This is a genomic window from Reella acinonychis, assembly GCF_052828705.1.
Genome location: NZ_CM128256.1, coordinates 13,639 through 32,594, shown reverse-complemented (window position 1 = coordinate 32,594; position 18,956 = coordinate 13,639). Strand labels below are relative to the sequence as shown.

At 35.6% G+C, this 18,956-nt stretch carries 17 protein-coding genes; 6 read left to right on the top strand and 11 right to left on the bottom strand.

The features are described 5' to 3' along the window. The first annotated feature begins 70 nt into the window (after positions 1-70). From ACUXZ4_RS00175 to ACUXZ4_RS00150, 6 genes are all read left to right on the top strand, one after another. Positions 71-694, top strand: a complete 624-nt coding sequence (locus ACUXZ4_RS00175) for a restriction endonuclease subunit S domain-containing protein (RefSeq protein WP_464973073.1) — start codon at positions 71-73, stop codon at positions 692-694. Next, positions 691-3,894, top strand: coding sequence for a type I restriction endonuclease subunit R (locus ACUXZ4_RS00170; RefSeq protein ID WP_464973072.1), 3,204 nt, complete (start codon positions 691-693; stop codon positions 3,892-3,894). Before ACUXZ4_RS00175 ends, ACUXZ4_RS00170 begins: the two co-directional genes overlap by 4 nt. A gap of 13 nt (positions 3,895-3,907) precedes the next feature. Beyond that, complete coding sequence (locus ACUXZ4_RS00165) at positions 3,908-4,867, top strand: Abi family protein (RefSeq protein WP_464974034.1); 960 nt, start codon at positions 3,908-3,910, stop codon at positions 4,865-4,867. 128 nt (positions 4,868-4,995) lie between these two features. Next, positions 4,996-6,198, top strand: coding sequence for a restriction endonuclease subunit S (locus ACUXZ4_RS00160; protein WP_464973071.1), 1,203 nt, complete (start codon positions 4,996-4,998; stop codon positions 6,196-6,198). Between the two features lie 63 nt (positions 6,199-6,261). Next, on the top strand, positions 6,262-7,878 hold the full coding sequence (locus tag ACUXZ4_RS00155; protein ID WP_464973070.1) for a type I restriction-modification system subunit M: 1,617 nt from the start codon (positions 6,262-6,264) through the stop codon (positions 7,876-7,878). A gap of 67 nt (positions 7,879-7,945) precedes the next feature. Further along, complete coding sequence (locus ACUXZ4_RS00150; protein WP_464973069.1) at positions 7,946-8,491, top strand: restriction endonuclease subunit S; 546 nt, start codon at positions 7,946-7,948, stop codon at positions 8,489-8,491. On the opposite strand, the gene ACUXZ4_RS00145 is transcribed toward ACUXZ4_RS00150, so the two are convergent. From ACUXZ4_RS00145 to gatZ, 11 genes are all read right to left on the bottom strand, one after another. Then, the gene (locus ACUXZ4_RS00145) at positions 8,463-9,389 is read right to left on the bottom strand and encodes a site-specific integrase (protein ID WP_464973068.1); all 927 of its coding nucleotides are present in this window, start codon (positions 9,387-9,389) and stop codon (positions 8,463-8,465) included. The genes ACUXZ4_RS00150 and ACUXZ4_RS00145 overlap by 29 nt on opposite strands. Before the next feature lie 26 nt (positions 9,390-9,415). After that, positions 9,416-9,910, bottom strand: a complete 495-nt coding sequence (locus ACUXZ4_RS00140) for a restriction endonuclease subunit S (RefSeq protein WP_464973067.1) — start codon at positions 9,908-9,910, stop codon at positions 9,416-9,418. Between the two features lie 51 nt (positions 9,911-9,961). Further along, positions 9,962-11,596 (bottom strand): glutamine hydrolyzing CTP synthase, encoded by a 1,635-nt coding sequence (gene pyrG / locus ACUXZ4_RS00135; RefSeq protein ID WP_464973066.1) that lies wholly within the window; start codon positions 11,594-11,596, stop codon positions 9,962-9,964. A 142-nt stretch (positions 11,597-11,738) separates the two neighbouring features. Further along, positions 11,739-12,569 carry a CAF17-like 4Fe-4S cluster assembly/insertion protein YgfZ gene (gene ygfZ, locus ACUXZ4_RS00130; RefSeq protein WP_464973065.1) on the bottom strand — a complete coding sequence of 277 codons (831 nt, stop codon included), beginning with the start codon at positions 12,567-12,569 and terminating at the stop codon, positions 11,739-11,741. 3 nt (positions 12,570-12,572) lie between these two features. Next, positions 12,573-13,436, bottom strand: coding sequence for a YicC/YloC family endoribonuclease (locus ACUXZ4_RS00125; protein WP_464973064.1), 864 nt, complete (start codon positions 13,434-13,436; stop codon positions 12,573-12,575). A 207-nt stretch (positions 13,437-13,643) separates the two neighbouring features. After that, positions 13,644-14,420: a DeoR/GlpR family DNA-binding transcription regulator gene (locus ACUXZ4_RS00120; protein ID WP_464973063.1), complete on the bottom strand. Its 777-nt coding sequence runs from the start codon at positions 14,418-14,420 to the stop codon at positions 13,644-13,646. Positions 14,421-14,491: 71 nt separating this feature from the next. Further along, complete coding sequence (gene gatD, locus ACUXZ4_RS00115) at positions 14,492-15,535, bottom strand: galactitol-1-phosphate 5-dehydrogenase (RefSeq protein WP_464973062.1); 1,044 nt, start codon at positions 15,533-15,535, stop codon at positions 14,492-14,494. A gap of 13 nt (positions 15,536-15,548) precedes the next feature. Next, positions 15,549-16,913, bottom strand: coding sequence for a PTS galactitol transporter subunit IIC (locus ACUXZ4_RS00110; RefSeq protein WP_464973061.1), 1,365 nt, complete (start codon positions 16,911-16,913; stop codon positions 15,549-15,551). A 37-nt stretch (positions 16,914-16,950) separates the two neighbouring features. Beyond that, a complete protein-coding gene (gene gatB, locus ACUXZ4_RS00105) occupies positions 16,951-17,235 on the bottom strand; it encodes a PTS galactitol transporter subunit IIB (protein ID WP_464973060.1) in 285 nt (94 codons plus the stop codon). Positions 17,236-17,244: 9 nt separating this feature from the next. Continuing rightward, complete coding sequence (gene gatA / locus ACUXZ4_RS00100) at positions 17,245-17,685, bottom strand: PTS galactitol transporter subunit IIA (RefSeq protein ID WP_464973059.1); 441 nt, start codon at positions 17,683-17,685, stop codon at positions 17,245-17,247. Next, positions 17,682-18,953 (bottom strand): tagatose-bisphosphate aldolase subunit GatZ, encoded by a 1,272-nt coding sequence (gatZ, locus tag ACUXZ4_RS00095; RefSeq protein WP_464973058.1) that lies wholly within the window; start codon positions 18,951-18,953, stop codon positions 17,682-17,684. The genes gatA and gatZ overlap by 4 nt, the downstream gene beginning before the upstream one ends. Between the last annotated feature and the right edge of the window lie 3 nt (positions 18,954-18,956).

Genomic DNA, 18,956 nt, shown 5'->3' with positions numbered 1-18,956 from the left:
AGATATTTTTACTCCTGCTTTATTTGTAATTTTAATAAATTACAATAAAAGGTTGCTATTTGTAATTTTCATGGTTATTATATGTGCACAATGTAATTTTAAAAAGGCACAGTTTATTATGCTTTTGAGTGAGTTGGTGAAAATAAATAGTGGTCAGCCACAATTTCGTATCTCTGAAACAACTGATTTAGAGGCACCAAGTTATACCTATTATACGCAAGCAAATCTTGAACTTGACGCTCAATTTGCTGATATAGCGATCTCCCCTAATAAAGTAATAAGGACCTTTGATCCTATTACTAGCCTATTATCTGCAGGAGATGTTATTTTTAGTTTAATTTCGGGTAAAAGCGTCCGTATTAGTGATATGCATCAAGGGTTTTTATATACTCAGAATTATGTCAAATTAATCCCAACAGAACAAATTGATGCTAATTACTTGATTTATTTGTTGAATGAATCTCCCACGATTCAAAAACAGCTAGCGAACGGGTTACAGGGCACCCAGGTCTTAAAATACACAACGAAACAGCTGAAATCCCTCAAATTGCCAAAACTTCCAACTTTATCAAAGCAGTGTTTGATAGGTGATATTTATTGTAAACAACAAAAATTAGCTTATTTAAAACAGCGTGCTGCAAATTTAGAAAAATCACTTGTATTACATCAATTACAAAAAGCGAGCTCAAAATGACCAATAAAATGCCTGAAGTAGTCTTTGAAAAGAACTTAATTGAATATCTTTGTACTGGTGCTATCACACCAGAAAATAGTATTAATGAATCAAGTGCTGATTATATTGTGCGCACAAAGCTATGGCGTTATGAACCAACAATTAAAACAACAGAAGATTTGTGGGCAAATTTCAAACAGATTTTAGAAAAGCTAAATCAAAAAACGCTAGAACGTCCATTAAGCGCGGTGGAATTTGAGCAAGTTAAGCGCATTATTTCTAATCTTTCCACACCTTATGCCGCTGGTCAATTCCTTTATGGTACCAATGGTATTTCACAAATTGAAATTGATTTAGACGATGATCGCCACGTCTTTTTAACGGTTTTTGATCAAAAACAAATTGGTGCAGGCGACACTACTTACCAAATTGTCAATCAAATTCGACGTCCAGCTGTCATTGCAGGAAAAGAAAACCGCTGTTTTGATACAACCTTATTGATCAATGGATTACCTATTATTCAAATTGAAGAAAAAAAAGAAACACGCGATATTAATGAAGCGTTGAACCAAATGCACCAATATATTGCGGAACATCAGTATAGCGATATTTATTCTACCTTACAGATTTTGGTCGCCATTACGCCAAATAATGTGAAATACATGGCAAATACCACAGCGGATCGTTTTAATAAAGATTTTGCCTTTAACTGGCAACGTCAGTCCGACAACAAACCTATCTATAAATGGAAAGAATTTTCGGATTCTATGTTGAGTATTCCAATGGCACATCAAATGGCAACCAATTATATGATTTTAGACGGCACACCCAACAAACAAGCCTTAAAAGTGATGCGTCCTTATCAAGTGTATGCCACAAGAAATGTAATGAACAAGCTAAAAAAAGCTGATTTTTCGCAAGCGATAAATAAGCTTGGTTATATTTGGCATACAACGGGGTCTGGAAAAACCATTACGAGTTTTAAAACCGCTTGGTTAGCAAGTCGTGCTGCTAATGTGGATAAAGTGGTTTTCTTGGTGGATCGTATTGCATTAACGAAGCAAACTAATGATAACTATCGTGCCTATGATCCAGATACAACGAAAGATAATGTTGGTACCGTACAGGACACCAAAAATACAACTGATCTTAATCGCAAATTACATAGTAAAGGCAGTCAAATCATCGTTACTTCAGTACAGAAACTAGACACCTTGGTCAAACGAGCTTCTTTCAAAGCACCGAATAAAAATATCGTGTTTATTGTTGACGAAGCACATCGCTCGACAGGCGGTGAAAATTTCCAATCCATTCAAAAAGCCTTTAAACATTCTGCTTGGATTGGCTACACTGGCACACCAATGTTTGATGAAACCACCAATGGTTTACGCACAGAAGATATTTTTGGCGAACTTTTACACGCTTATACTATTCGTGAAGCTATTGCAGATCGAAATGTATTAGGTTTTAAAGTGGATTTTGAAACCACCATTAGCGAAGAAAGTATGAAAAAGGATTACTTACCCAAATTCTATCGCCAAAAATACCCGAATTGGACAGAGCAACAAATCACACAAAAAATTGAAAATTTGACTCAGCAAGATATGGACGACAGTATTGAATCAAGTTTCTACGATGAGAATCCTGAACATGTTGAATTGGTAGTTGGAGATATTTTCAAGCATTGGAAGAATCGTTCGAATTGGGATAATAAACTTAATCGTGGTAAATACAATGCACTTTTAACGACCCACGTTGGTGGAGGAAAAGCCAGTACACCAATGGCAATGATGTATTTCCGCGAGTTCCAACGAATGAATAAAGTGCGGTCAGAAAAAGGTGAGTTTTGTTTAAAAGTAGCTGTCACATTTAGCCAAAATAATACTAATAGCGATTCAATGCTTGAAACCAATCAAGGTTTATTTGAGGCGATCCAACATTACAATGCGGAATTTGGAACTAATTTCAGTATGTCAGATGTTTCTGCTTACACAGAAGATGTGACTAGTCGGTTAAATCGAACTGCAACAGACAAACAATTTTTAGATCTCGTTATTGTGGTGGATCAACTGCTTACTGGTTTTGATGCCCCAGAATTAAACACCCTGTATGTTGACCGCACTTTAAAAGGTGCTGGATTAATTCAAGCGTATTCACGCACTAATCGAGTAGCAGATATGCGTGAAAAACCTTGGGGACGAGTGATTAATTACCGCTGGCCTGCACATAATGAAAATTTAATGAATGAGGCATTGTCCATTTACGCCAATAAAGATTCCGCACAATTATCTTCTGAAGAACGCAAAACGAAAAATACACAAGATAATATTACTGCCCCGAAATATCAGGTTTTACTCAATGAAACCAAAGAAATCGTGCAGAATTTACGTGAAATTACTGATGACTTTTCTCAACTTCCGCCCTCTGAAACTAAAAAATGGGAAATGTTTGAGCAGCTTAAAACTTACACTAGCAATATTGCTAAGCTAAAACAATATTCTGGCGAAGACGAAAACGGCGAGCCTGTTGGGTTTGATTATGACAATCCTGATAAATTGATTGAGCAACTCGGCATGAGTGCTGAAGAAGAAAGTATGCTGACAAATACGTTAACAAATGAGCTTAAAAATCATTTAGCGAAAAGCAAGAATATTCCAGTGATACAAATTGAGCTTAAAATGACCCACGTGAAAGATGTAGAAATTAATTACGATTATTTAACAGAATTAATTGAAACCTTATTAAAACAAGTGGAAGCTGGCGAAACCGAAAAAGCGATCGAGACAGAAAAAGAGCTACAAAAATTTGCCAATGGTTTGGAAGATCGCAATTTTGCTGGTCGAATTTTCAGTGCAGCGAAAGCGATTATGAAAGGCTTTTTTGGTCGCAAAGATCTGATTAATAAACCCCAAGACGGTATTACCATTGTAGAACAGGCCAATCTTGCCTCACAAAATCAACGATTGCTGGATTTTCGTTTATATTGGGGATTAACTGAAATCATAACAAACGCAGAACTAACCGCACTTTTCAGTCGTCATCAATATCAACAAAAAGATCTTGATGACAACGACCAGCTTACAGAATTAATTAAAAATGCTGGGGTAACTTACGCCGAAATGGCACAGGATAATGAAATCAAAGCCTTATCTAAAATGAAATACCGCAATCAGTTGCGTAATGCAATTTATCAATTAGCGGATGAATTAATGGGAGAGTGATTTTGTGGAAGAAATGAAGCCCATAAAAGAGTGGAAAGATTATGATGAATTACTGAACGTATTGAAATGTCGAAAAATGTGTATTAGTGATGAAGCACGAGCATTACATTATCTAAAAAATATTGGCTATTACAGATTAAGTGGCTATTGGCATTCTTTTAAGCAAAAAGATGAAGTCAAATCAAACCAACAAAAACGACTTGTGTTATTAAATGTATTTCAATCTGGCACTGATTTTGGAACTATTTTAGATTTATATATTTTTGATAAAAAATTACGATTATTGGCACTAGATGCCTTAGAACGAATTGAGATGGCGGTTAGAAATGATGTGGTGCATTTGCTTGGTAAATTACATCCACTTGCACATATTGAGCCTTATCAAATCGATTTAAAGACAGGTAAAGAAATATGTTGTTTACACCCAAATTTTGTTTCTAAGGGTGATAAATATGTTAAATGGAAAGAAAAGCATAATCAGCTTATTGAACGAGCTAAAAAACGAGATGCAATAAGACATTATAAAGATCAATATGGCGGTGTATTGCCTATTTGGGTTTCCGCTGAAGTATGGGATTTTGGTTTATTATCGCAATTATTTGCAGGAATGCGTTATCACGATAAAAATAGCATTGCGGCAAAGTACGGTGTAAAAAATGGAAAAATGTTTGAACAATGGTTAAGAAGTTTGAATTTTATCCGAAATGTTTGTGCTCACCATAGCCGTTTATGGAATTTAAATATAGTGAATACATCAGCACCATTGAGTGATTCACCAGAAATGAATCAGTACCGTGTGTTTATGTATCTATGTATTATGCAAAAATTGCTTACAACGATCAATCCCAAATCGACTTGGCGTAAACGGCTATATCAGCTATTGAAAACATTTCCTAAACCTAACAATGATGCGGTCTTGATAAATGATATGGGGTTGCCATTAGATTGGGAAAATTTGAAGCTATGGAAATGAGAACTGACGCGTGCAAAAGCAGAGGCGTCAGTCATATTGGCACAGATTTTAACATACATTTTTTATTTTTCAATGTAAAATTTTGTCAAAATCCACCGCACTTTTTAGAAATGTAGAGAAAAACAACAATGAATAACAAAAAATCGTCCGTACCTAAACTTCGTTTTCCTGAATTTACTGACGCTTGGGAACAGAGGAAATTCTCTGAATTAGCTTTTAGACGTTCAAAAACTGAGACGGGTAATCAGTTACCAACAGTTGAATATGAAGATATTATTTCAAGTGAAGGACGATTAAATAAAAATATTTTCATCAAAGGTAATAATAAAAAAGGAATTGAATTTAAAGCAGGGGATGTACTATTCGGTAAATTACGACCTTATTTGGAAAACTGGTTACATCCTGATTTTAATGGTGTCGCAGTAGGTGATTGGTGGGTTTTAAGTTCAAAGATGTTATGTAGCGATTATTTATATTTTCTGATTCAAGGTAAATTATTCCAAACAGTAGCTAATTTATCAGCTGGTTCAAAAATGCCTCGTTCAGATTGGAAAATTGTTTGTAATACAGAATTTTATATACCAATGGAAAAACAAGAACAACAAAAAATCGGCACATTTTTCACCGCACTTGATCGCCTTATCACCACTCATCAGCGTAAGTTAGAAAATGTAAAAAAATTGAAGAAATCTTTGTTACAAAAAATGTTCCCAAAAAATGGGCAAGAATTTCCAGAAATTCGTTTTCCTGAATTTACTGACGCTTGGGAACAGCGGAAGTTGGGGGAGATAACAAAACGAGTTTATGGTAATGACGGCAGAATGGACTTACCGACTCTAACTATGTCGGCAAGTAATGGTTGGTTGGATCAAAGAGAACGCTTTTCCACTAATATTGCTGGAGAAGAACAAAAAAATTACACATTATTAAGAAGAGGGCAACTTTCATATAACCATGGTAATTCTAAATTAGCAAAGTATGGTGTCGTTTTTGAATTAAGAAATTATGAAGAAGCCTTAGTGCCAAGGGTTTATCATAGTTTTGAAACTAATCGGGAAACGCAAGCAACTTTCTTAGAATATCTATTTGCAACAAAATTGCCAGAGTGGGAACTTGGAAAATTAGTTTCTTCTGGGGCAAGAATGGATGGATTGTTAAATATTAGCTATGACGACTTTATGAGTATAAAAGTTGTGATCCCAGAAAACCAAGAACAACAAAAAATCGGATCCTTTTTCACCGCACTTGATCGCCTTATCACCACTCATCAGCGTAAGTTGGAAAATGTGAAAAATTTGAAAAAAGCACTATTGCAACAGATGTTTGTTTAAATAAATAGAGAAAAAGCACGAAAGTGCGGTTAAAAAACAACGAATTTTATAAGGAAAACACATATGAGTAATGTACAAACAATCACTTCAAAACTTTGGGCAATGGCAAATGAATTGCGTGGCACAATGGATGCATCAGAATATAAAAACTATATTCTTGCCTTTATGTTTTATCGTTATTTATCAAAACATCAAGAACAATATTTGGTGGATAACCATTTGCTTGATATTGTGGAAAATCAAAGCGTGAATGCGGCTTATCTTGTGCAGGCAAAAGGCGAAGAATTACAAGATTATTTGGAGGATATTTCTGCCTCGTTAGGCTATGCCATTAATCCTGAGGATACTTGGGATTCCTTGATGGATAAAATTCATAATGCAGCGGTAATGCCAAGCGATTATCAGGCGTTATTTGATAACTTTAACCAAAATGCAAACTTAAATGAAAATGCGGTGGCAGATTTTCGTGGCGTATTTAATGATTTGAATTTAGGTGATTCTCGCTTGGGGAATTCCACTAATGAACGTGCAAAATCTTTAGGGAATATTGTTAAATTGGTTGATGAGATTGAATATAAAGATGATGATGGGCGCGATATTTTAGGGGAAATTTATGAATATTTAATTGGGCAATTTGCGGCAAATGCAGGTAAGAAAGGCGGCGAATTTTATACGCCCCATCAAGTATCGAAAATTCTTGCGAAATTAGTAACGCTTAATGTGGAAGATAATCAGGATAACTTTTTAGTTTATGACCCGACAATGGGTTCTGGCTCGTTATTGTTAACCGTAGGGAATGAATTGCCAACCTCTAAACCAGTAAAATATTATGGTCAAGAGTTAAATACGACGACCTACAACCTAGCGCGTATGAATTTAATGATGCATGGTGTTTCCTATAAGAATATGACCTTATCAAATGCAGATACGTTAGAAACAGACTGGCCAGAGGGATTGGATTCGCAAGGGATTGATCAGCCTTTGTGTCGGTTTGATGCAGTAGTAGCAAATCCCCCATATTCGGCTAATTGGGACAATAATGAACGTAAATTAAAAGATGCTCGTTTTCAACCATTTGGTGCATTAGCCCCTGCTTCTAAAGCAGATTATGCCTTTATTTTACACAGCTTATATCATTTAGGTGAACAAGGCACAATGGCAATTGTGTTGCCTCATGGTGTACTTTTCCGAGGTGCAGCGGAAGGGAAAATTCGTAAAGCCTTAATTGGTGATAATACAACCAACGCAAAAGGGAATTATTTAGATGCGGTGATTGGATTACCTGCTAACTTGTTCTATGGAACCAGTATTCCAACCACAATTTTGGTATTTAAAAAGAATCGTAGCAATAAAGATATTTTATTCATTGACGCTAGCCAACATTTTGAAAAAGGCAAAAATCAGAATCGATTAACCGATGAGCACGTGCAGAAAATTATTGAAACCTATCAACAACGCAAAAATGTGGATAAATATGCTTATGTTGCCAGTTTAGATGAAATCATCGAAAACGAATATAACTTGAATATTCCTCGTTATGTGGATACTTTTGAAGAAGAGGAAGAAATTGACATTGATCTTGTACTAAAACAATTGCAAGAAGATGATGCGGAAATTGCCCAATTGGAGAAAGAAATCCACGAGCAATTAAAACTCTTGGGAATTAATTTGCCCGAATAACAAACAACATAAAAAGTTGTATTCTGTATAACCCATTATGGCAACGTCGTAGTGGGTTTTTTAATGTTTGCACTTTAAAACCCATCCAACAATTACTGACGCTTGGGAACAGCGGAAGATAGAAGATTTATTTAAGATCACTCGTGGCTATGTATTACCTACATCCTCTACAAGTGAAAATATATCAGAGGATAAACAATATCCTGTTTTTTCATCTCAAACTAAAAATGATGGCTTAATGGGATATTACAATGAGTATTTGTATGAAAATGCTATAACTTGGACAACTGATGGTGCAAATGCGGGGACAGTTAACTATAGAGATGGTAAGTTTTATTGTACTAATGTCTGTGGTGTATTGATAGAAGATAAATTTAGACCGAATAAAATGATAGCTGAAGCATTAAATAAAGTTGCAAAGAATTATGTTTCTTATGTTGGGAACCCTAAGTTAATGAACAACGTAATGTCGAAAATTGTAATTTCACTTCCATTATTACAAGAACAACAAAAAATCGGCACATTTTTCACCGCACTTGATCGCCTTATCACCACTCATCAGCGTAAGTTTTTGCTATATAAGGTTAACTTAAATTTGATAATGAACGCATAACGAGATCAATATCACGATTTTCTAATTCTTGAATGATGTGTAGATAAGTTTTTTGCGTTGTTGTCATATTAGAATGCCCCAAACGTCTAGCAACACTTGCAATAGATACGCCTGCAAATAATAGTAGGGAGGCATGCGTATGTCGTAACCCATGTAATGAAATAATGGGAATATTTGCCTTTTTACAACGACGAATCAAAATACCATTAATAGTAGAATTGAAAACTTTTTTGTGAACAAAAATAGGTTTTTCTTCAGGCTTATTTTTTACTAATTCTGAAAATTGAATAATGGTTTGCCAATCAAGGGGGATTTTTCGAATTGATGAGCGATTTTTAGTTGGTTGAAAACCGCCACCCTCTTTATAATTCCAAGTCTTGTTAATTGATAAGGTTTGATGAGAAAAGTCAAAATCCTTTGGCGTTAAGGCTAAAGCCTCAGAAAATCGCATGCCTGTTTTAGCGATTAATAAAATCAACCAATCCCAATTAATATCTTTTGTTAGATTAAGTTGAGTAATTAAGGTATGCAATTCAAATTGGTTAAGGTATTTGGGCTTTTTCATTCTAGGAGGGCGACCTTTAATGATAGCCTTTCTCGTCGGATCTTTTGCTAAAATACCTTCATCAACGGCGTCAAGAATGGCACTTTTGAGCTGATGATGAAAGTCCATTGTTGTTTGTTTTTCATGATAGATCGCGTAGTCATTTAATAATTGCTGATAAGTAATACGATTAAGATCACATAACAATAGATTTGGAATTAATTTTTTGAGCCATTCTAAAGTACTTAGATATTTTGACATAGTGACTTTCCTGATAGCCCCTTCTTTGTAAATATGAATCCAACGAGAATAGTACTGGTAAAATAGCTCTTGAGTTGAATCTGTGTTGTTCATAGGTATCTCCTATCAAATGATTTATTTTACTTACGCTGATGAGTGGTGATAAGGCGATCAAGTGCGGTGAAAAAGGATCCGATTTTTTGTTGTTCTTGTTGGCTTGAGATTACTATTTGAGCATTCTTTATGTCACTAGAATTAATTGACTCAAATGTTGAACCTGTACTTAATGTTTGCCAATACCCATCTATTTTCATTTTGTTTAATAATTGGTAAATAAATTCATCTCCTCTTATTGCACACACTCCACGCCCAAGAACCACCTCATAATCTGTTTTCGCCATATCTCCAACTGGAGCTCGGACACTCATAATTAGGTCATTCTTTTTGCTCATTTTAGTAATTTGAGTTGTCCATACACGTGGAAATACTTTTCCATTTTTAATATCTGCATTTCCTTGAACAAGGATATAATCTTCAGGGTTATCTGTGTAATATTCAGAACTAGGTGACTGTCCCATAATGATTTCAACAATATCCCCCAACTTCCGCTGTTCCCAAGCGTAAGTAAAATCCAAATAAAAAGGCTGCCAAGCGATGCCTGACAGCCTTAGGAATTTATTTAATTTTTAAGCTTTTTCCTGATTATCTCTCGCTGCTTTTACAAAACCAGCGAATAACGGATGTCCATCACGTGGTGTTGATGTAAATTCTGGGTGGAATTGTGCAGCAACAAACCATGGGTGAGTTGGAATTTCAATAATTTCGACTAATTTTTTATCCGCACTTAAACCTGTGACTTTTAGGCCCGCGGCTTCAATTTGTGGTAATAGTTTATTATTGACTTCGTAACGGTGGCGGTGGCGTTCTTCAATTGTCGCTTTACCATATAATTCGTAGGCTTTTGAACCTTCGATAAGATGACATTGTTGTGCGCCAAGACGCATTGTACCGCCTAAATCCGATTGATCTGAACGAGTTTCAACATTACCTTCAGCATCTTGCCATTCTGTAATTAAACCAACCACTGGTTGTGGGCACTCTTTATCAAATTCGGATGAATTCGCTTGAGTTAAACCTGCTACATTACGTGCATATTCAATTAATGCAATTTGCATCCCTAAACAAATGCCTAAATAAGGAATATTGTTTTCACGTGCATATTTAGCTGTCAGAATTTTGCCTTCTACACCGCGATAGCCAAAACCACCTGGTACTAAAATACCGTCCAATCCTTTTAATACATCAACCCCTTTGGTTTCAACATCTTGTGAATCAATGTATTTGATGTTAACGGTTAAGCGGTTGGTTAAGCCAGCGTGTTTTAACGCTTCATTAACAGATTTGTAAGCATCTGGTAATTCAACATATTTTCCGACCATACCAATGGTTACTTCACCAGTTGGATTCGCTTGGCGATAAAGCACTTGTTCCCACTCGGATAAATCGGCAGGTTTGCAATTTAAGAAGTTGAAACGTTTGCAAACCAGATCATCTAAGCCTTGTGATTGCAATAGCGCAGGAATGCGGTAGATTGAGTCCACATCTTTTAATGAAATCACTGCTTTTTCTGGCACATTACAGAATAAAGCAATTTTGGCACGTTCATTTGGTGGAATCATACGATCTGAGCGGCAAATTAACACATCTGGTTGAATACCAATGGATAATAATTCTTTTACTGAATGTTGTGTTGGTTTGGTTTTCACTTCACCAGCAGTTGGAATATATGGCACTAAGGTTAAGTGCATAAATAATGTATGTTCGCGTCCTACCTGTACTGCAAGTTGACGGAGCGATTCAAGGAATGGTAAAGATTCGATATCGCCTACTGTGCCGCCCACTTCAATAATGGCAACGTCATGGCCAGCAGCGCCATCAATGACACGCGCTTTAATTTCATTGGTAATATGTGGGATAACTTGAATGGTAGCGCCTAAATAATCGCCGCGACGTTCTTTACGTAATACTTCAGAATAAATTTTACCTGTGGTGAAGTTGTTACGTTTTGTCATTTTTGTACGGATGAAACGCTCATAATGACCTAAGTCTAAATCGGTTTCTGCGCCATCCTGCGTAACGAACACTTCGCCATGTTGCGTTGGGCTCATTGTACCTGGGTCAACATTAATGTAGGGATCCAATTTCATAATGGTGACGTTTAAACCGCGTGCTTCTAATAATGCAGCTAATGAGGCAGCAGCAATTCCTTTCCCTAACGATGAAACAACACCGCCTGTGACAAAAATATAATTGGTAGACATAGTGAAACCTAAATAAATATAGAACTAAAAAGAGTTGATTAATATATCAAGACGGGAGAATAGTTTACAGGAAATGAGGTTTGATCTCAATAAAACCGCGGTGAAAAAATGGCAAGTTTTCACCGCAGTTTTGTGAACAGGATTAATTATCTAAATGATAAGGCAATGCTTGCAATGTTAAGGCGGTTTCCGTATTCAATAATCTAAATTGATCTTTATCCGAAATTTCATTGCTCAGCACCACTTGGAGCCATAAAACATCGCCAAAATGCACCGCACTTAGAATGGTCCCCGTTTTACGCCAACCATTTTCCAGTTGCATTTCAATTTCGTCGTTCACTTCAGGCAACAGCGTTGAATTGGCGGTGAAAGTAAACATCGCACGCTTATTGGCGCCACGATATTTCGCTCTCGCGACGGTTTCTTGACCAATGTAGCACCCTTTTTGGAAGGAAATTGCTTGCTCAATGCATTGTAAATTTAACGCCTGCGGAATAAATTCGGTTTGTGTTTTTTCACTTAATATCGGATAACCTTGCTGAATATCCGCCACATCCCACTGCGAGAAATCTGCATTAAATGGCACCGCACTTTGAGGATTAATTAAAATAGTTCGATTAGCTAGCTTGAGCACAATCTGTGCCGAAATGTCGACATTTTCGTCGATTATGCCAACAATTTGCAGATCTAATTGGGTAAAGCTTACCTTGGAGAAAACTGCATATTTTTTCAATTGATCTAACGCCAATGGCAATAATGCACTTCTTATTAAGAGATAAAATTGCTCGTTAGAAAGACGAATTAAATGAAAAGCAGAATTGACTTTTCCTTTTGGATCGCAATGTGCGGTGAAGGTGGCTTGTCCGTCTATTAGTTTAGTCACATCACAAGTTAATTGCCCTTGTAAAAATTTCTCTGCATCCGCCCCTGCAATCTCGAACAAACGATATTGTGTTAAATGAATAATTGCCATGATTTACTCCAAATTCTGAATTTGTTCGCGCATTTGCTCAATTAATACTTTCAATTCAACTGCGGAGGCTGTCACTTCAGCATTAATTGATTTTGAAGCTAAGGTGTTACTTTCTCGGTTAAGCTCTTGCATCATAAAGTCTAATTTACGCCCCACTGCGCCACCTTTTTTCAAAATAGATTTAGTTTCTTTTACGTGCATTTGTAAACGATCTAATTCTTCTGCCACATCAATACGTTGCGCCAATAAAATTAATTCTTGCTCTAAACGAGTTGGATCAGGCAGGATTTGTACTTCTTCAAAACGCTGCAATAAACGATCACGTTGCCATTGCAAAATCTCTGGCATTTTTGACCGCACTTTGCTAGTTTCAATGTCAATGCTTTCCAAACGTTGCTGAATAATTTGTTGTAATTTTTCCCCTTCACGCGCACGCATTTCAATAAATTCTTGTAATAACAGATCAAATTCCGCTAATAAATCTTGGCTGATCGCATCAAGATCTTGCTCTGGTGTTTCAACGACGCCGGGATAACGCAATACATCCGTTAAATTAATATCGCCTTCTCCAGCCTGTGTTTGTAACCATTTTAATGATTGAATAACTTGCTCTGCTAAGTCTTTATTTAAATGCAATTCGCTGATAGTTTGTTTTTTATTATCAATCCGCAAGCTACATTCAATTTTTCCTCTTGTGAGATTTTGACGTAATTTTTCACGCAAACTGTTTTCTAAACCACGAAATGCTTCAGGTAAACGGAAAAAATTCTCTAAATAACGCTGGTTCACCGAACGAATTTCCCAAACTGCGTCGCCCCAATCTTTTTTTAGTTCGCGACGCGCAAAAGCTGTCATGCTGTAAATCATATTTCCTTCCTTAATTATCTGTATATTAATTTACCTTGGGTATTTTACTGGGAAATTTTTTATTTTGTAAAATAAAAGCAGTGGTAGATGATGATTTTTAAAAATTTTACTTGGATTTATAACTCAGGTGAATTTAGAGTTTATAAAAGATGAAATAATACTTATATGTTATTGGTAATTTATTTAATAATAATTCTCACAACTAAATTAAGCGATTTCAACTTGAATATTTTTTTGTGTGAGTTCAAGTAATTTGTCTTGTGGAATTTGATTATCAGTAATAACTAAATCTACTTTATGCATTGGCAATACAATATTAAAACCTCTTCGGTTAAATTTTGTAGAATCAACAACACAAACGACTTTAGATGATTTGTCAGCCATCACAGCACTAATTCCATATCCTTCATTAAATGTCGTTAGGCCTATTTGTGGATCTAATCCATCTGCACCAACAAACATGATATCCGCTTTAATTCCTTTTAATGCATTTTCGGTTATGATTCCATGCATTGATCTTGTTTTATGACGAACATAGCCTCCACATACAATCAACGTGATATCTACTGAATCAGAAAGCAATGCCGCTGCTGGTAAATTATTTGTAATAACAGTGATATTTTTGAGGTTTAATAATTCTTCAGCAATCATCATAGTAGTACTACCGCTATCTAAAATGATTGTATCTCCTTCTTTGATTAACGCGAGAGCTAACTTCGCAATATTTTTTTTAGGATTGGAAGAAAGTGAATAACGTTCATCTAATTTTGTTTCTTGAGGATTGTTAATGATTTGTGGTTGATGTGTCGGTAGCCCTGCACCACCATGAAAACGCATTAAAGAGTTTTGTTTTTCTAAAATACGCAAGTCGGAGCGTATAGATACTTCTGAAATATTAAAACGTTTAGCTAAATCTGTCACAACAACACTACCTTGTTCATGTAATAATTCAACTATTTGTTTTCTTCTTTCAAAAGTATTCATACATCGCCCTTTATTATTTATTTTTTAAATGAAAGCGTATGAGTTATCATACGCTTTTATTATGTGCTCTTTTAATTGAATTTCAACATAATTTTTCCATTCATGGGTTTCCCATCTAATTTTTTTACTTCCTCAATATAATTTTCCAAATTATTTATTGAAGCAATGAGAGGTTCAAATTCAATTTTAGATTGAGATATAAGCTCGGCAGCTTGCTGCCATTCTGTTCCAGGCCAAGGAGCAGAATAGTTCATCCAAGAACCTAATATACTTAATTCTTTACGTAGTATTTGTCCAAATACCTGTTGATTTAGATGTAAATCATTATGTAAGGTACCAATCAAACCAACCTGGGCTCTAGGTCCTGCAACTTTTATAGATAATTCAACTGTTTGAGGAACACCTGCCGTTTCTAATATTAATTGATTGAAACGATAACTATCCATTTCTTTATAAATATCTTCAGCGCTTAGTTGTGCGGAATTGAAAGTAAAATCTGCACCTAATTGTTTCGCTAAAGTTAGCTTGTCATCGTTAATATCTATTACAGTGACTGTTTTCGCTCCTAGTGCCTTAGCAGCTTGCGCTGCTAAGAGACCAATAGTACCAGCACCAATAATAATAACATTTTTGTTTTCACATCCATTCGAGAGATTTATTGCATGTAATCCAACTGTAATAGGTTCAATAAATGCGTTATGTAGAGGATTAGAAGTTTCTAATACTTTTACTATATTTGCTTTATTAACGTTAACGTATTCAGCGTTACCGCCATTACGTCGAGAACCTATAAATGAGTAGTTCTTACAAAGCGAATAAAATCCTTTTTCACACTCAGGGCAACTGAAACAGGGAAGTAATGGTGCACAAACAACCATATCTCCTTTATTTAACCCCGTTACATTATTTCCAAAGCTTTCAACAAGACCACAAAATTCATGTCCTAAAACTATAGGGTAGAAATGTGTGCCATGATGAAATACTCTAGGAATATCAGAACCACAGGTACCGGAATACAATACTTTTACTAATACATCATCTGCATTTTCTATTTGAGGGCATTCAATATCAGCTATAACTAGCTCTCTATTGGCTTGAACAACTGCCGCTTTCATGTTTAGCATCCCCTTATTGTTGAGTTTGATTTTGTTCTGCTAAATCTAAGCGTTCCCCATTTTTTGCTCGTTTCCATGTTAAGAAAACACCAAGGAAATAAATAGCACCAATTACGGCTAAGCCTGCGATATTTTCAAAAGTTAGGAATTGAATCAATAAATATGTTACTGGTGAACCACCTTGGTCCATAGATGCTACTTGTTCTCCCGCTTTTAATGCACCTGCATTCGCTGCTAATTGGGTATTCAATGCAATAGTTTGTGTAGCAATCCATAGGGTAATTGACATGATGATTGTTCCAGAAATTAAGGTTCTAAATAGATTACCTTGGTGGACAGCAACAGCCATAGCAACAAAGAAACCGATGGTCGCAAGATCCCCAAATGGAAGTACTTGGTTTGTCGGAAGTAATACGGCAATTAAAATTGTTAATGGGATGAAGATCAAGCTAGCAGATACAACTGAAGTATGACCAAGTAATAATGCTGGGTCTAAACCAATTAGGAATTCTTTACCACCAAATTTTGTTTGTAATTTTTTACGAGCATGTTTAGCAATAGGAGTTAAACCATCCATAATTGGTTTAATTACACGAGGCATTAATAACATGACCGCAGCAGTTTTAATTGATAGCTGTAATGTGTCTTTAATTGAGTAGCCTGCAAGTAAACCGATTGCAATCCCCATAATAAAACCAACTGTAACAGGTTCACCAAGAGTGCCAAAACGTTTTTGTAAATCATCTGCAGAAAAATTAATTTTGTTTAAGCCTGGGATTTTATCAATGATCGTATCAACTAAGACAGCGATAGGGCCTAAGTAAGCAGAGGTACCATGAGGAACTGCAATACCTTCTAATTCAAAGTAATTTCTTGTATCACGACTAAACCAATCACCTAGTTTATAAGCAAAAGCTGCGTGGATAATAACGCCTAATATGCCTAACCAATATGAACCTGTTGCAATATGAACTAATGCACCTGTAAAGGTCATATGCCAGATATTCCAAATATCCACGTTCACAACACGCGTCATTTTTAAAATTAACATAACGATGTTAGTTGCAATCGCAATTGGGATAGCTATTAATGCAATTTGTGATGCCCAAGTAATTGGTGAAGCTCCTGGCCATCCTAAATCTACAACATTTAATTTAATATCAAATGTGTGAGCCATTTCTTTGGCAGCAGGTCCAATACTATCAAGCATTAGACCTATTACTAAACCGATACCCACAAAACCAATACCAATTTGTAATCCTGCTTTAAAAGAATCGCCTAATTTCATTCCTAGAATTAGGGAGAAAATAATAATTACGATTGGTAGCATTACTGCTGGCCCCAAATCTAAAATATATTGCATAATTTCAGTAAACATAATGAATTCCTCCGTATAAAAAGGTCTTTAATTAGTTTTAATTAGCTAAAATATTGAGAATCTTTTCTTGTAATTCTTCAATACCTACACCAGATACAAATGGCATTCCATGTACTAGTGGAATATCACCAAAATCTTGAGTTACTTTAGATGTTGTGCAAATTAAATCTGTACCATCTAAATAAGTACCAATTTCATTAATTCTGCATTGAATGAGTTCTATTGGAATATTATGTTGAGAACATAACTCTTTAATTTCTTCTGCGGCAAGAGTTGATGTAGCAACAGCACCGCCACAGGCAACAATAATTTTCTTTTTCATAAATAACTCCTATAGGTTTTGTTTTATGATTGTAGCTAGTTCGCTATCAGGGGCATTAAGAAGTAATTCAACAAAATCATTCTTTTGTAGAATTTTGAATAATTTCTGTAATATAGTGATTTGTTCTTTCGGATCTGTCACTACTAAGGCGATGATGAGTTCAGCGTCTACAGTTGAATCTTCATCTGGACGATTAAATTCCACAGTTTTATTTGGTCGAATAAAATATATAGCAGGTTGTAGAGCATGATCCGCATCGCAATGAGGAATTGCTATAGAATGCTTTTCTAATTCGATCCCTGTTGGGAACTCCATTTCTCGTTCAAAAATGGCATCTCGATAGCTTTCTTTCACAATGCCTTTTTCTATAAATACATCTGCAAGATGATGAAAAACTTCTGAAAAGCTATCAAAAGAAATATCAGTTTTGATTAATAAATTTTGGCTCATATTGCTTCTCCATTGCATCCATAGGAATAATCTCCAAGCACTTGTTGTATTTTATCCATGATAAGTGCAGTTGGTTTTGCTTCAATTTTTTTCTGGATAACTTTTTTATATTGCTCTGGTAGATATTGACTGAGTAGCCCAAATGGTATTTGTTCATTTGATAAATTGTTTATTAATTTAGTTACTGCATGTTCAATACGTTTGTTAGGCCAATAATAACGTATGCGATCTGATAAACTGAAATGAAGATCAATCATTGCTTTTGAATGAGTTGGTGCGTAGTACTTCTTCCAATATTTCGGATCATCTTGCATAACTTGATCAATCACCTCAAGTAAACGACTACGTTGTTCAGGAGGGATAATTTCTTCCTCAATATTAGCAAGAGCAAAAAGTGCTTCGCGTAGCGCAAAAGTGAGAGCTGGTCCAACTTTTAAGATTGCAAAATGATCATTGACTAAATTTCTATATGATTGAGGTGTTTGATAGTCGGTTGAATGAGCCTCAAATACGTAAGGTGTTGTTTTGATAAATTCAGATAGATTCTGAGCTTGTTCAGGTTGGTATAAAATGACATTAGAATGATCAAATTCAACACCTGGTTGAACGACTATTCCAATAACTCTTTTGAAAGCATTATGTAGTCCCAATTTATCAAATGCGATTCTATGAGTATCAATAGTTTGTTTTGCACTTTCCACACTAGTCACATCAATACTAGAAATAGCATGAGCTTCTCCACCAGGAACAGGGACTTCAGTACCTATAATATAACTGATATTCTCACATTCTTGAGGAGATAATTCATTCTCTATTGCATGGCACAATTCTGCAGCACGATCAGCAACGATTTGAGGATGAAGAGGAATAGGATCATCATTACAAGACATTGATGTATCTAAGTGAATTTTAGTAAAACCAGCCTTAGCATATTCAACCACGAGATTTTTCGCTTTTTCCATTGCTACCGTTGATGGTTCATCTTGCCAACAATTAGGCCCGAGGTGATCTCCTCCTAAAATAATTTGGTGCTTAGGAAAGCCGACTTTTTCAGCGATACTGTAAACAAAATTTTTGAAATCTACAGGTCGCATACCTGTATATCCTCCCAATTGGTTTACCTGATTAGACGTGGCTTCAATAAGCACTTTGTTTGATGTATTCAGGTTGAAATGTAATGTAGCTTCAATAACAAAAGGATGGGCAGAACAAACAGACGTTATTCCTTGTGCATGCCCAGACTTGTTTTTTCGAACTAATTCTTTCATATT